The sequence below is a fragment of the Shewanella algae genome, from assembly GCF_009183365.2.
Lineage (GTDB): Bacteria > Pseudomonadota > Gammaproteobacteria > Enterobacterales > Shewanellaceae > Shewanella > Shewanella algae.
Genome location: NZ_CP068230.1, coordinates 384030 through 398697 on the forward strand (window position 1 = coordinate 384030; position 14668 = coordinate 398697).

General features: G+C 54.4%; 14 protein-coding genes. 4 read left to right on the forward strand and 10 right to left on the reverse strand.

Translation table 11 applies throughout. From position 1 onward, the window contains the following. Nucleotides 1-56: 56 nt before the first annotated feature. Nucleotides 57-2372 (forward strand): zinc/cadmium/mercury/lead-transporting ATPase, encoded by a 2316-nt coding sequence (locus E1N14_RS01840; protein ID WP_062793514.1) that lies wholly within the window; start codon nucleotides 57-59, stop codon nucleotides 2370-2372. A gap of 79 nt (nucleotides 2373-2451) precedes the next feature. Here the strand turns inward: E1N14_RS01840 and E1N14_RS01845 are convergent, their stop codons facing one another. The 4 genes from E1N14_RS01845 to E1N14_RS01860 form a co-directional block, all read right to left on the reverse strand. Further along, the gene (locus tag E1N14_RS01845; protein WP_025010859.1) at nucleotides 2452-3294 is read right to left on the reverse strand and encodes a class I SAM-dependent methyltransferase; all 843 of its coding nucleotides are present in this window, start codon (nucleotides 3292-3294) and stop codon (nucleotides 2452-2454) included. A 23-nt stretch (nucleotides 3295-3317) separates the two neighbouring features. After that, nucleotides 3318-4037 carry an SAM-dependent methyltransferase gene (locus E1N14_RS01850; RefSeq protein ID WP_025010860.1) on the reverse strand — a complete coding sequence of 240 codons (720 nt, stop codon included), beginning with the start codon at nucleotides 4035-4037 and terminating at the stop codon, nucleotides 3318-3320. 10 nt (nucleotides 4038-4047) lie between these two features. Beyond that, nucleotides 4048-4305: a YjhX family toxin gene (locus tag E1N14_RS01855; protein WP_025010861.1), complete on the reverse strand. Its 258-nt coding sequence runs from the start codon at nucleotides 4303-4305 to the stop codon at nucleotides 4048-4050. A gap of 265 nt (nucleotides 4306-4570) precedes the next feature. Next, nucleotides 4571-5347 (reverse strand): AraC family transcriptional regulator, encoded by a 777-nt coding sequence (locus tag E1N14_RS01860; protein WP_025010862.1) that lies wholly within the window; start codon nucleotides 5345-5347, stop codon nucleotides 4571-4573. 154 nt (nucleotides 5348-5501) lie between these two features. On the opposite strand from E1N14_RS01860, the gene E1N14_RS01865 reads away from it, so the two are divergent. Then, entirely contained in the window at nucleotides 5502-6617 is a 1116-nt protein-coding gene (locus E1N14_RS01865) for a multidrug effflux MFS transporter (RefSeq protein ID WP_025010863.1), read from the forward strand. Between the two features lie 186 nt (nucleotides 6618-6803). On the opposite strand, the gene E1N14_RS01870 is transcribed toward E1N14_RS01865, so the two are convergent. Next, entirely contained in the window at nucleotides 6804-7667 is an 864-nt protein-coding gene (locus E1N14_RS01870; RefSeq protein ID WP_025010864.1) for a YicC/YloC family endoribonuclease, read from the reverse strand. Between the two features lie 180 nt (nucleotides 7668-7847). Between E1N14_RS01870 and rph the strand changes: the two genes are divergently transcribed. Both rph and pyrE read left to right on the forward strand, forming a co-directional pair. Further along, the gene (gene rph, locus E1N14_RS01875) at nucleotides 7848-8561 is read left to right on the forward strand and encodes a ribonuclease PH (RefSeq protein WP_025010865.1); all 714 of its coding nucleotides are present in this window, start codon (nucleotides 7848-7850) and stop codon (nucleotides 8559-8561) included. 105 nt (nucleotides 8562-8666) lie between these two features. Continuing rightward, complete coding sequence (gene pyrE / locus E1N14_RS01880; RefSeq protein WP_025010866.1) at nucleotides 8667-9308, forward strand: orotate phosphoribosyltransferase; 642 nt, start codon at nucleotides 8667-8669, stop codon at nucleotides 9306-9308. Nucleotides 9309-9413: 105 nt separating this feature from the next. Here the strand turns inward: pyrE and folE are convergent, their stop codons facing one another. The 5 genes from folE to coaBC all read right to left on the reverse strand — a co-directional run bounded on the left by folE (nucleotide 9414) and on the right by coaBC (nucleotide 14626). Next, entirely contained in the window at nucleotides 9414-10064 is a 651-nt protein-coding gene (gene folE / locus E1N14_RS01885; protein ID WP_025010867.1) for a GTP cyclohydrolase I FolE, read from the reverse strand. A gap of 192 nt (nucleotides 10065-10256) precedes the next feature. Continuing rightward, on the reverse strand, nucleotides 10257-12227 hold the full coding sequence (locus E1N14_RS01890) for an alpha/beta hydrolase family protein (protein ID WP_062793513.1): 1971 nt from the start codon (nucleotides 12225-12227) through the stop codon (nucleotides 10257-10259). A gap of 129 nt (nucleotides 12228-12356) precedes the next feature. Continuing rightward, nucleotides 12357-12950 (reverse strand): nucleoid occlusion factor SlmA, encoded by a 594-nt coding sequence (slmA, locus tag E1N14_RS01895; RefSeq protein ID WP_025010868.1) that lies wholly within the window; start codon nucleotides 12948-12950, stop codon nucleotides 12357-12359. A gap of 24 nt (nucleotides 12951-12974) precedes the next feature. Next, entirely contained in the window at nucleotides 12975-13433 is a 459-nt protein-coding gene (gene dut, locus E1N14_RS01900; protein ID WP_025888140.1) for a dUTP diphosphatase, read from the reverse strand. After that, nucleotides 13430-14626 carry a bifunctional phosphopantothenoylcysteine decarboxylase/phosphopantothenate--cysteine ligase CoaBC gene (gene coaBC, locus E1N14_RS01905; RefSeq protein WP_025010869.1) on the reverse strand — a complete coding sequence of 399 codons (1197 nt, stop codon included), beginning with the start codon at nucleotides 14624-14626 and terminating at the stop codon, nucleotides 13430-13432. Before coaBC ends, dut begins: the two co-directional genes overlap by 4 nt. Nucleotides 14627-14668: the final 42 nt, after the last annotated feature.

Consider the following 14668-nt stretch of genomic DNA (forward strand, 5'->3'; position numbering starts at 1 on the left):
GGATAGTCACATTTGAGTTCCGAGGCATCATTTGAGCCATAGCATGAGGCACAGTTATGAGTCATTCCTGTTGTGATCCCAAACCCACGCCCGAGCCTGTAAAGGCGGGGGCTAAGGACCCGGCAAATTGCACAGCAAGTTGTACAGATGGTCACATAGTCAGTAACGCTGTCAGTCATTCCAACGAGCATTCTGGCTGTCATTCGGCTTGTTGCCATGATCATCATGAGTCCCATCAAGCCGACTCCGCTGCCGAAGTCAACACTGCCAGGCTTGCTCAAGGTGAGCAGCATCAGTGGCAAATACTGGGTATGGACTGTGCCAGCTGTGCCCGTAAAGTCGAAACTGCGGTTTCCAGGGTGAGCGGCGTTTGCAGCACCAGGGTGGTATTTGCCACCGAAAAGCTGCTGGTGGAACTGACGCCCGGCGTTTCGCCCCAAGGCATAGTCGATGCTGTGCATGCGGCCGGTTTTAAGCTTAAGCAGCAGACTCAGGCAGGTAAGGAAGGTTCCAAGCCCGGCCCGGGGAGCCGGCTTGGCAAATACTGGCAACCCCTGTCACTGGCACTGTTAATGCTGCTGGCGGCTCTGGCGCCTGCGAGTATCAGCACCAGCCTGTTCACTCTGGCTACAGTTTGGGGGCTGCTGCCTATTGCCCGCAAGGCTTGGGCCCTTATTCGCAGCGGCACCCCTTTTGCCATTGAAACCCTGATGACAGTTGCCGCCATAGGTGCCATGTTGCTGGGCGAAACAGCCGAGGCGGCCATGGTGTTGCTCCTGTTTATGCTCGGTGAGCAGCTCGAATCGTTTGCGGCCGGCCGCGCTCGCGCCGGAGTCAGCGCCTTGATGGCATTGGTGCCGGATAAGGCATTGAGGTTGCAAGATGGCCAGAGGCAAGAGGTGGCCGCCTCTGAGCTGCGCCCGGGCGATATCATAGAAGTTGCGCCTGGAGCTCGCCTGCCGGCCGATGCCGAACTGCTTGATGCCTCGGCGGCATTTGATGAAAGCGCCCTTACGGGAGAATCTATCCCGGTAGAAAGGGTTAAGGGCGAACGGGTCGCCGCCGGCTGCCTGGCAGCCGATAGGCTGGTGAAGATGAAGGTTGTCTCCGAGCCCGGCAGCAACGCCATAGACCGCATCCTGCATTTGATTGAAGAGGCCGAAGGGCAAAGAGCACCGATAGAGAGATTCATCGACAAGTTCAGTCGCTGGTACACTCCAGCCATCATGTTGCTGGCCTTGTTGACTGTGCTGTTGCCACCTCTGCTGTACGCCGAGCCTTGGGAGCAATGGATCTACCGTGGTTTGACACTGTTGTTGATAGGTTGCCCCTGCGCCTTGGTAATTTCGACGCCGGCGGCGGTAACCTCTGCGCTGGCCGCCGCAACCCGTCAGGGAGCCTTGATTAAGGGCGGCGCGGCATTGGAAGCACTGGCACATGTCGATACCGTCGCCTTCGATAAGACGGGCACCCTCACAGAAGGTAAACCTGAAGTTACCTTGGTGGAGAGCCTCACTGAGCAGGATGCGACCAAGTGGCTCAGGGTGGCCGCCGCCATTGAATTGGGCTCACATCACCCCCTGGCACAGGCGATAGTCAATCATGCCAAAGCGCAGCAGCTGGAACTGCCAGGCGCAGAAGCTATTCGGGCTTTACCCGGTATGGGCGTTGAAGGGCGGGTCGATTCGCAAAACTGGCGACTGCTGGCCCCTTCAAGGTTGCCAAGTTTAGCACCTGAGCTGCTGCAACGTGTCACAGAACTGGAGCAGCAGGGGCAAACCCTGGTCGTACTGTGTGATGCCGAGCAGGAGCCACTTTTTCCTGTGGCCATCATTGCCCTCAGGGATCAGCTGCGCGCCGAGGCCGCCGAAGCCATAGCCAAGCTACGCCATCTCGGTATCGACAGCATAATGCTGACAGGTGATAACCCAAGAACCGCCAAGGCGATTGCCGAGGAGCTGGCCATCGACTGGCGCGCCGGGCTGCTGCCGGAAGATAAAGTTTCTGAGGTGGCGGCATTGGCCGAGCGCCGCAATGTGGCCATGACGGGAGATGGTATCAATGATGCCCCGGCAATGAAGCGAGCCCGTATCGGCATTGCCATGGGCGGCGGAACCGATGCCGCGCTGGAAACCGCCGATGCGGCCCTGACCCATAATCAGTTGGGAGGGGTGGCGGCAATGATCCACTTGGCCAGGGCAACTCTGAGCAATATCCGCCAGAACATAGCCTTGGCGCTGGGGCTGAAGGCGATTTTTCTGGTGACCAGCTTACTGGGGATCACCGGCCTCTGGCTGGCGGTGATGGCCGATACAGGCGCAACTGTGTTGGTAACTGCCAACGCCTTGAGACTGCTTAGAAAGCGCTACTGAAATGTATTGGTGTTGATAACAATAAAAAAGAGGAAGGTACCTTAGACCTTAACACCTTCCTCTTTCAAACGGACTCAGGTTATGCCTTGGAGCATGCCATTAGTGTATAGAGCTTGCCCTCAAAGGTATTGCTGCTGGGCCACACTGCAGTGTCTATCCGCTGAATCTTGTTGAAGCCGCACTCGTTTAACAGCTGCAGATATTCCTCATCTTGCCAAGCCTGCATCCGGCTGCCGAATCGCGCCACCTTGCCGTTTTCTTCAATCACCCAAAACAGTGTGGAACTGGTTTGGAGTGCCTCGTCCCAAGCATGCTCCGTCAGTAGCAGGTGGGGAGCATCGAGAAATAGGCCCTGTGAATGCCTTTGCCAGCTTGGCTCTGCCTGTCCCTGTCGTTTGACTTCATCAAAGCTGTGAACTTCCACAAGTAGTTTGCCATTCGGCATCAGCCAGTTTGCACAATGCTTGAGTAAACTCTTGGCATCCGCTGCGCTGAAAACATTCAGCTCACCGAAGGTCATCATGATGAAGTCAAACTTCTTGGTCGGCCGGTAGCTTCTGACATCCTGCAGTTGATAGTCGATATCCAGTCCAGCCGCCTGCGCTTGTTGTTGGGCGTAGGCTATAGAGGCTGGTGAGAAGTCGACGCCGGTGCAGCAAAAACCGCGTTTTGCCAACAATTGAGTGTAAAAGCCGGGACCACAACCCAGATCCAGCACTTGTGCACCAGGAGCCAGTTGGCTGCAGAGCCAATCTACCTGGCGCTCAATCACCGCCAGTTTTCTACTGGCCCAATCGTGCTCCTGGGAGAGGTGGTTTTCGAGCATTCGCTGGCTGAAGTCGGCATCATTCCAGGGAATTTTGCTTTCGTTCGGCGACAGCCTTATTGGCAAATGCTGGCTGATTAGCTTATTGATATTCATACATTTCCTTGCTTTTATAAAGCCTACTTGTGTATACGGCCTGCCATTTTGGTAAAGTTGAACCACTGGCCGTTTTCGGCGGCCATCATCTCGCGATCCCGTACGGCATAAGGGTTGTCGCATGCCAACCACTCCTGCCATGCCTGGGTGCACTGCCCGCTCTCTTCGCACAGCTCCAACTGTAAAAATGCGCTCTGTTGCCAGAGTTGCATCCACCAGTCGACGGTGAAAAAGTTCATCCCGGGCTGCCACCAGGGGGCCAGCTCAGGGGCAACGCTTTGCTGCGGTGGAAAAGGTTTTTTCAGCCCGGGTACCACTATGGCGACCTGGCCGCCCGGCTTGATGAAAGGGGCGAGGTGGGTGTCAAAAAACGCTGAACTGGCACCAAAGTAGTGGTAGGCATCGATGGACAAGACGGCATCGAAACTGTTTTCTGCAAATGGGGCATGTCCCGGCCGCATCTGGGTTACGTCAAAGTTTACCGCTGTGATCCTGTCTTCCTGGCCAGCGGCCTTGAATCTTGCCTGGTTGTCTTCGGCCGCTATCCAAAGATCCATTGCGGTGACTTCGAGGTTGAAGGCCTTCGCCAGATAGATGGAGGTCATGCCTGTGCCACAGGCCAAATCCAGCACCCGCATCCCTGATTGCAGTTGCAGTGACCGGCAGACTTCTTCGGCCAGCAGCAGGGCGTTGGGGCCCATCATATTGCTGTTGATATAGTCACGGGAAAATAGTGTATTCATCTTTCTTTCCTCAACGGTTGTCCAGTTGGGCGCGCACATTGTGCAAGCCGGCCGTGGTTATGCGATAGGGCTGACCTTTGACAGATTTGATCAGTTTTTTGGCTTTGAGCTTTTTGAAAATGGCGAGGGTACAGTCGCAAAGAACAAGCCCTTCGCGGCTATAACATTCAACGGCTGTGACGCGACCTGAAGTGTCGCGGAAATAACAAATGCGTCCGCCTTTGGCGAGGACGTGCAGGGTACGTTGTTCCTGACGGGATATATTCATACTGGAAAAACTCGATAATCATCATGAGCAAAACATGCGGGCACTTGTCAGTGTCCACCTTTGATTTACGCGCATTGATAATCAGACCGGCCTTGGAAGGTCAGTTAACTGATTATCTGATGATTACAATCTCCAGCATCAATACCTCAATGAGAGTTGAAAGTAGCTTTACCGCTCAATTTTTACCACTAAGGATGCTAGATGTAAATCAACCGGTTGGGGAACTGTGATTTTAGGCTGTTGTTTGTGCATTTTACTCTTGTTTTCAGTTGGTTGGATTGTGAATAAAGCTCAAAGGCGTTTGGCCCGTCTGCTTTTTAAAAAACGCAATGAAGGCGCTGTCGGAAGAAAACGCCAGATTGTGGGCCACTTCACTGACAGATCTGGGGCCGGATAGGAGTTCAATGGCCTTCAAAAGGCGCCACTGTTGGCGCCATTGCTGATAAGTCATACCGGTTTCAGCCTTGAATAACCGGGTGACTGTCTTGGTGCTGGCGCCAACACTGCCGGCAAGCCGGCCTATATCAGGCGCGAGAAACTCTTCCTTGATAAGCTGCTGGCGGAATCGGCGAAACCTGCGATCCCGTGGCAGTGGCAGCTGAAATGAATGTTTCTTGGCGGCATAAAACTCTTCCCAAAATAACGCACTGCTATTGGCCATATTCTGCTCCGGCGTGTCCCAAGGCCACAGTGCCATTTTGTCTATCAAGGCTTTCAAGAGGGCGTTGACCTCTATCATGCGAAGCTCTGCCGGAGTGTTGAACCTGGCACAATCAAAATACAAAGAGCGATAGGCCACCACATTGGTCATTACCGCGCGGTGCGAAATACGGGGCGGGATCCACACGGCTTTGGTGGGTGGCAAGATGCAGATGGCATTCTCCAATGCAAAGCTCATGCAGCCGTGGGGGGCATAAAGCAGTTGCCCTTTATGGTGTTGGTGCATGCCCGAATCGTGCTGGCCAACATCGGCCGCAATGCCGATAACACTGGCTGGAAAGGTATCCGCATCGAACTCAGTTTCCTGCTCAATAATCGCCATGATGTCCCTATTTTGATGTTTCTTGTCTTTATGTCGTTAACGTGCTGTTTCATCACGAGTATACACTGCGCGCCGACTTGGAAAAGCGCGGATCAAGCCTGCATAGAGTAACAGGGCTTGTTCGCAGCTTGCTTGATTGTGATAAGGATAAGAGATGAAAACCAAACCTTCGTTATGGTTGATGCTGGCGCTACTAATGTTCCCGCAAATAGTGGAAACCATTTACAGCCCGGCCCTTGGGGCGATTTCGCAGACATTTGCCGTGTCCTACCCTCAGGCGGCGCAAACTCTATCGGTTTATTTTCTGGCTTTCGCTTTGGGCGTGGCAGTGTGGGGCATAGTGGCCGACAGTTGGGGCCGTCGCCCGACCATGTTGCTGGGACTCTTTATCTATGGCGTCGCAGCCTGGGTGGCTATGTCAACAACCAGCTTCGCGGTGCTGATGGCCGCCAGAGCCAGCAGCGCTTTTGGTATTGCTGTCGGCTCAATCGTCACTCAAACCATGCTGCGTGACGCCTTCAGCGGCGAAGAGTTGGCGAAAGTGTTCAGTGTGATGGGACTTGGGATTGCCATCAGCCCTGTTATCGGCATGTTTTCCGGTGGCCAATTGGTCAAGGTGGGTGGTCATCATGCGGTGTTTTTGGCTTTGTTTATTATGGCCTTGGGTTTATTCGCCTATTGTTTTATCAGGTTGCCGGAAACCCAAACCAGCAGGCAGAATTTGCAACTGGTCGCCTTGAGTAAACGTATGCTCGGTGACAGGCAAATCTGGCAATCTGCACTCTTGGTTACTGCCTATAACGTTGCCCTGTTTTCTTACTACCAACTCGGTGGATTCAATTTTGCCAGGCTTGGGTTCACGCCGGAACAGTTTGGTTACAGCGGCCTGATCCTTGGCCTGGGTTCACTGGTTGGCAGCTACAGCAATAAACGCTTGATCTCCAAGGGAGTCTCTCAAGGCAAACTCCTGCAAGGCGCTGCTTTATTACTGCTTCTGGGAGCCATGGGAGTACAACTCTCGCTGAACTCCATCGGGTTTCTGGCGCCTATGCTACTTGTGGTTATTGCATTCGGAATAGCGATCCCCAATGTGCTCAGCATAGCCTTGACTCAGTACCGGCAGCAGGCCGGCAGCGCCGGTGCCCTGTTCGGCTTGATGTACTACTTACTCATCGGCAGCGGCCTTGCTCTGGCAGGCGCGGTGCAGCACTTGGGATGGATACTGATCGCCTGCGGCAGTATGGCGCTGTTGGTAAGCCGGGTTCGCTGATGAGTTTGCTGCAGTTGGCCACTGTTCAATGCAGAGTTTGCGTTATTAGGCCCTGTCTCCGGTGTTAGTGTTCATTTGCGGCGACCAGCTATTAGGTAGGATCTAGAAATGACAAAGCCCCTTATTGAAGGGGCTTTTTGGAATGGGGCTTGCTGAATTTTTGAACGTTTTTAACAGCGTGGAATATCACTCTACGTTTTGGATCTGCTCTCGCATCTGCTCAATCAGCACTTTAAGCTCGACTGCGGCGGCGGTGATTTCGCTGCTGATTGACTTGGAGGCCAGGGTGTTGGATTCGCGGTTGAACTCTTGCATCATGAAGTCCAGTCTGCGGCCTTCGCTGCCACCCTTGTTGAGGATCCGGCGGGCTTCGACCACGTGGGCTTCGAGGCGGTCCATCTCTTCGGCCACGTCCTGTTTTTGGGCCAGCAATACCATTTCCTGTTCCAGTCTGGCTGGGTCCAGTTCGCCCTGGATTTCGGCCAGGCGGTTGCTGAGTTTTTCCCTTTGCCATTCCATGACCTTGGGCATGTGCTCGCGGACTATGGCGATCTGGGCTTCAACGGCATCCAGGCGGGTCAGTAGCATCTCTTTGATGGCGCTGCCTTCACGGCCGCGGGCTTCGATAAACTGATCGACGGCGCCGTCGAAGGCTTTGAGCAGTTCGGCGGCAATGGCATCCATGTCTTGCTCGGATGAGGACATGACCCCAGGCCAGCGCAGAATATCCACCGGGTTGAGCTCCCCCTGGCCGGCTTGCTGTGTTACCCAGTTGGCGGCCTGCAACAGTTGCAGTGCCAAGTCCTGATTCATATTCAGCTGGGTACCTTGTTGATCGCTCAGCTCGTAGCGCAGGTTGACTTCTACCTTACCGCGATTGAGACGCTTGCGCAGTCTGTCTCGCAGCACAGGCTCCAGGCTGCGGAACTGTTCCGGCAGGCGCAGATAGGTTTCCAGATATCTCTGGTTGACTGAGCGGATTTCCCAGGAGGCTGTGCCCCAGTCGGCTTTATGCTCGATACGGGCGTAGGCGGTCATGCTGTGGATCATCAGATATTCCAGTTGCTTGAAGACGGGTGTAGCAGAGGATTATAGACAGCTTGCCTCCGGGGTTAAAGTGAAGTGTATACACTTTGTCGGTTCGATACGGATCCGCCATGGCGTCAAGCGCCGCAAGGCCCTATAATATGCAGCCAATTCAGTCCAGACGACAAAATACAGGAATTCACTATGCGTCCCAGCAACAGAACTCCGGCTCAAACCCGCCCCATTTCAATCACTCGCCAGTTTACCGCCCATGCGGAAGGTTCTGTGCTGGTCGAGTTCGGCGATACCAAAGTGCTCTGTACCGCCAGTTTTACCGAAGGGGTGCCGAGATTTCTCAAAGGCCAGGGCCAAGGTTGGGTGACGGCAGAATATGGCATGTTGCCCCGTTCTACCCATAGCCGTATGGATCGCGAAGCGGCCCGGGGCAAGCAGTCTGGTCGTACCCAGGAAATTCAGCGCCTCATCGGCCGTGCTTTGCGCGCTGCTGTGGATATGAAGCTGCTGGGTGAAAACACCATAGTGATCGACTGTGATGTGATTCAGGCCGACGGCGGTACCCGCACCGCAGCCATCACAGGTGCCTGTGTGGCTCTGGTGGATGCGCTTAATTGGGCTCGTGCCAAGGGTATTCTCAAGGCCAATCCGCTCAAGTTCCTTATCGCCGCCGTGAGCGTGGGAATTTTTGAAGGTGAGCCTATCTGTGACCTGGAATATATCGAAGACAGCGCCGCCGAAACCGATATGAACGTGGTGATGACAGAAACCGGCAAGATCATCGAGATCCAGGGCACCGCCGAAGGCGAGCCGTTCAGCCATGAAGAGTTGCTGAGTCTGCTGGAGCTGGCCAAGCATGGCATTCGTGAGATTATCGATGTGCAGAAGGCTGCATTGAGTTAAGTTTTTTTAAGGACCCCATGAGGGTCCTTTTTTTCGTACTCCAGAGAGTACTTGTTCGTACCCGTGAGCCTTAAGGGCTTACCCATAATCACAAGAGGAGAGATCGTGAAAGCCTATCAGCGCGAGTTTATTGAATTTGCCCTTGAGCGTCAGGTGTTGAGATTCGGTGAGTTTACCCTGAAGTCCGGCCGCAAGAGCCCATACTTCTTCAATGCCGGTCTGTTTAACACTGGGCGGGATCTGGCCCGCCTGGGCCGTTTTTATGCTGCTGCGTTGGTGGATGCCGGTATCGACTACGATCTCCTGTTTGGCCCGGCCTACAAGGGGATCCCCATCGCCACAACCACGGCTGTAGCCTTGGCCGAACACCATGATCTGGATATTCCTTACTGCTTTAACCGCAAAGAGAAGAAAGACCACGGCGAAGGCGGCAACCTGGTTGGCAGCGAGCTCAAGGGTAAGGTGATGTTGGTGGATGATGTGATCACCGCAGGTACCGCTATTCGCGAGTCCATGGAGATCATTCAGGCCAATGGCGCGACTCTGGCCGGGGTATTGATTGCACTCGACCGTCAGGAGAAGGGCAAGGGCGAACTGTCTGCCATTCAGGAAGTGGAGCGCGACTTTGGTTGCCAGATAGTGGCTATCATCAAGCTGGCCGATTTGATTGCCTACTTGGCCGAGAAACCGGGGATGGAGCAGGAGTTGGCCGCCGTTAGCGCCTATCGTGAACAGTATGGTATTTAATGCCACCCAGGATAGAATCTCAGCTCTTACAGAAGCTTGAGTAACTTTCTCTGTACAGTCCATAAAAAAAACGCTGCCTTGGCAGCGTTTTTTATGGCGGAGAGGCTATTTGGCCTGATGCAGAAACTCGGCGCGGGTGGCCGGGTTGGACTTGAATACGCCGCCAAGAGCCGTAGTGGTGGTGGAGCTGGTGGAATCCATCACACCGCGGGATTTAACGCAGTAATGCACCGCATCCATTTTTACCGCCACATCTTTGGTTTCCAGCAGGGTCTGCAACGCAACCAGTACTTGCTGGGTCAGGCGCTCCTGCACCTGTGGCCGCTGGGCAAAGAAACGTACTATGCGGTTGATCTTCGACAGGCCGATGATCTTCTTCCGCGGCAGATAGGCCACAGTAGCAGTGCCATCTATGGTCACCAGATGGTGCTCACAGGTGCTGGTGAGGCTGATGTCCTGCACCCGCACCATTTCATCGAAGCCCATCTTGTTGTCGATAACAGTGATCTTGGGGAAGTTGGCATAGTCGAGGCCGGAGAAAATTTCGTCGACATACATCTTGGCGATACGTTTCGGCGTATCCATCAGGCTGTCGTCGCTCAAATCCAGCGACATCAAGGTCAAAATGGCCTTCATATGGGCCTCTATTTTTTCCTTGCGCTCCTCGGCCGACAAGCCACAGGGTACCATGGGGGTCTCGAGTCCTCGCTCCAGGAGCGCGGTCTGAACCATCAAAGCTGCTTCACTCAATGCCATTGTTTTCCTCCGGCGGATAGACGCCAAGCCAGCGCCATCCGTTTGTTACTGTCCGCGCAAGCTGTGACGCTTTTCACATTTATCTGCGGGAAGCGGAGGATACCGCTATTTGCTGTAAATTCATACCAGAAAAGCCCCATAGCACGAAAAAAGCCGCTCCCTGGAGAGCGGCTTTGTTTACGGCTGTTAAACTTAAACGCCCAGATTCTGCTTCAGGAAGTTTAGCATTTTCTGATAGTAGATGGCTCTGTGGCTTTCATCGTAGAAACCGTGGCCCTCATCATCCATGATGATTTTCTGGTAGGGGTAGTTACGCTTCTTGAGTGCGTCTTCCAGGGCTTCAAACTGCTCTATGGGAGCGCGCTCATCATTGCCACCGTGCACAAGCAGCAGATTGGCCTTGAGCTTGTCGACGTTGCGAGTGGGCGACATGGCACGCAGCACGGCCTGATCCTGACCAAGCACAGTTCGCAGGTAGCTGGTCCCCGAGTCACGTTCCTGCACGTCACCTTCTTTAAACATTATTTCCAGGTCGTACACCCCGGCAAAGCCGATGGCGCACTTGAACAGATCCGGCTCCATGACCGAGCTTTGCAGCGCGCTGTAGCCGCCAAAGCTGCCGCCGACGATACAGATGCGCTTCTTGTCCACTATGCCTTGCTCTATCAGATGGCGGGTGGCGTCTATGATGTCGTACTGAATTTCACTGCCCCACTTGCGGTAGCCCGCTTGCTGGAAGGCTTCGCCGTAACCACCCGAACCGCGGAAGTTAACCTGCAGTACGGCTATGCCCTGATTGGCCAGCATCTGGTTTTGAGGATCAAAGCCCCAGCTATCCCTGACATAGTGTGGGCCGCCGTGCGGGTTGACCACCAGAGGCAACTGTTTGGGATCTTTGCCGGGTGGCAAGGTCAGGTAGGCTTGAATTGTCATGCCGTCACGCACCTTGATATCCATGGGTTTCACTTCGGCCATTTTGGCCGGATCTATGCTTCCCATGGTGCGCAGCAGGTGTCTGAGTTTGACCGCTTTGGTGTCAAACAGATAGTAGTCGCCCGGGTTGCGGTCGTTGAAGGCCAGAATGACCATCTTGTCGGCGTTACGGGTCTCGCTGACGATGCGTACCTGGTGCCCCGGCAGGCTGGCCAGCAGTTGCTTCAGATACACAGCATGCTGATCTTCAGAGTCAACAAAGGCGTAGGTTGGGTAACCGTTGGCAAATTCCACCGCGTAGAGCTGTTTGTTCTGGCCGTTGATCCAGAAGTTGTCCGGCTCGACTCTGGCATCACTGACTATCTGCTGCTTTTCACCGGTTTTCAGGTTGACCCGATACACGGCCTTGGGCTCACCGGCCAGGGAGGCGGAGGCATAGACACTGTTGGGATCTTCGGTAAAGGAGATAGGGGTAAAGTCCTTCAAACCTATGTTCAGCTTGTCTGTGTCAATCCATTCGCCGTCGTTACGGTAGAAAATACGGGTGTTGTTGCTTCTGTCCTGACCGGCAACAAAGCGCACTTCACCGTCATCATCTGTCATGAAGCTGGCCATACCTATGGGAGAGCGGGTGATTTTCTTGCGGGTGCCGCGGTAGACATCAACCTGATAGACATCCTGCAACTGTTCATAATCCAGGCTGCGACCGCCGTTCCAGGGGATGGCGTTGACCAACATGTAGCGGTCATCATCCGGCAGGGGATCGAGTACATAGGCAGTGGCCTGGATAGCGGTGTTTTTCTTCAGGTGGGAACCGGTTTGCTGCTGGCCCGAATTGTAACCGAACAGATAGGCGGCCTTGGAGCCATCGGCATTCACCGCCATCAACTCACCATAGTAGAGCGGGCGATCATCCCAGCCCTTGAGGTATTCCTTGGCGACCACGACACGCTCATCGTTGACCCAGGAATAACTGCCCACTTGGGCGTTGCCCGGGAAATAAACAATGTGCTTGGCACTGAGATCTTCAGTATTCAGGATCAGTAGCTTATCTTTTCCTTCGTGATTCATGATCACGCTGAGATAGTCACCTGAGGGGGAGATTTTGACATTGGTGTATTGCGCACCCTGGCTGAAAATTTCTGCCGGCGTGGGTGCTTGATTGCTCTGGGCCAAAGCGAGAGTGGGTGCCAGCAGTAACGTGCTAGCCAACAAAGGTTGGAACTTCATTTGACATCCTTGTATTTATTATTGGCGGTTTATGTTTGTTTAATGTTAATGAAATGCTTGGGTTTGGACAAGGCTAAATCCATAAAAAAAGGACGGTTTTTACCGTCCTTGATCCCGAAAATAGAGGGCTCAGCTCTGTAATAACTGGCTTTGAATAAACTGCCACTGCTCCTCGAAGTGAGCCGTTGGCTTGAGCTTGAATTCACTGCGAACAAACTGGGCAATACGGCCTTCGGCCACGGCCAACAGCAGGTTTGCCAGAATGGCTTCATCTAGGGCGAATTTTTGCCCTTCTCGCAGGGATTTTTCCCGCAGGATCTGCTTCAGATGGGTTTCCAACTTGGCAAACAACAGGTTGATCCTTTCTCTGAGACGCTCATTTTCGCCCAGCAGGGCATCACCGCTCAGTACCCGGGAGATCCCTGGGTTGCGCTCGGCAAACACCAATAACAGCTGCAGTGCCTGTTGGCAGCGTTTCATGGTGTCTTTCTCCTCATCCATGATGAGGTTGATGCGTGACAGCAGAGAGTCTTCAATAAACTCAATCAGGCCTTCAAACATCCGCGCCTTGCTGGGAAAGTGGCGATAGAGCGCCGCTTCCGACACGCCAACTTCCGAGGCCAGCTTGGCGGTGGTAATCCTTTGCCCCGGATTGGTTTCCAGCATTCTGGCAAGGGATTGGAGTATGTGTTCACGACGATTGATTTTTTCTTTTACAGCCATGTTTCGCTCTGTCAGTGGCAGGAATTATTGAGTGCCTGAATGGCCGAAGCCACCTTCGCCTCTGTCCGAGGTGTCAAATTCATCCACCAGTTTGAACTGGGCTTGAACGACGGGCACAAACACCAATTGGGCCAAGCGGTCACCTATCTCCAGGGTGAAAGGTGTCTGGCTGCGGTTCCAGCAGGAAACCATCAGCGGGCCCTGATAGTCAGAGTCGATCAGGCCGACCAGGTTGCCGAGTACTATGCCGTTTTTGTGGCCCAGACCCGAGCGGGGCAGGATCACCGCCGCCAGAGAAGGGTCGGCCACATGAACCGCAATTCCGGTCGGGATCAATACAGTTTCACCCGGGGCTATGGTGATGCTGGTGTCCAGCATGGCGCGTAGATCCATGCCGGCACTGCCTGGGGTCGCATAGCTTGGCAGCGGAAATTCACTGCCAATACGCGAGTCGAGAATTTTCAGTTCTATGGGTGTTTTCATGAGTTGTTTTTATGCTTCGCTATCAGGATCAGCAACTGTTTGGCCAGGCTCAACTTGTCGGTGGCCGGCAGTTCATCACAACCTGTTGCAGAAAATACTTTCAGGGCATTCCGGTCGGCGTTGAAACCCTGACCCGGAACAGACACATCGTTGGCGGCAATCATATCGAGTTTCTTGCGCTTGAGCTTGTCACGCGCATAGGTCTCCACCTCATGGGTTTCTGCCGCAAAACCCACGGTAAAGGGCCGGATAGGATGGCTGGCGACCGTTGCCAGAATATCCGGGTTACGCACCAGTGCCAATGCCATGGTTTCGGAAGATTTTTTTATCTTGGCTTTGGCGACATCGGCGACACGATAGTCTGCCACTGCGGCGCAGCCAATAAAAATATCCTGCTGTTCCACCCGGTGCATCACGGCATCGAGCATCTCTTTGGCCGATTGCACATCGACTCGGGTCACCCCTGCCGGGGTCGCCAAATTAACCGGGCCGCTGACCAGAGTCACTTCGGCGCCCATCTGCGCCGCAGCGGTGGCCAGTGCAAACCCCATCTTGCCTGAGCTGTGGTTGGAGATATAACGCACAGGATCTATCGCTTCGCGGGTCGGTCCTGCAGTCAGCAGCAGCTTTTGGCCTGCCAAAAGCTGTGGCTCAAAGCAAGCGGCGGCTCGCTTGGCGATATCATTGGGTTCCAGCATACGCCCCGGGCCGACTTCACCACAGGCTTGGCTGCCGCTATCCGGGCCCCAGATACCATAGCCGCGCTCGGCCAGCACCTTGAGGTTCTCCTGAGTCGCTACGTTTTGGTACATCTGTTGGTTCATCGCCGGGCAGAGCACCACCTTAGCCGCCGTTGCCAGGCAGGTGGTGGTGATCAGTTCATCGGCCATACCGGCACGAATGCGGGCCAACAGGTTGGCGGTAGCGGGGGCAATGATAACCAGATCGGCCCAGCGGGCCAACTCGATATGCCCCATGGCAGCCTCGGCCGCAGGATCCAGCAGATCTGAGGCCACAGGATGGCCGGATAACGCCTGCAAGGTCAGCGGGGTGATGAATTCCATGGCGCTCTGGCTCATGACGACCCTGACTTCGGCACCTCTGTCCTGCAGACGCCGCACCAGATCGGCACTCTTGTAGGCGGCAATGCCACCGCCAATCCCCAAGAGGATTTTTTTATGCTTCAGGCTCATAGAAACAATCAACTGATGGTAATTGGCGGCTAAGATATCACA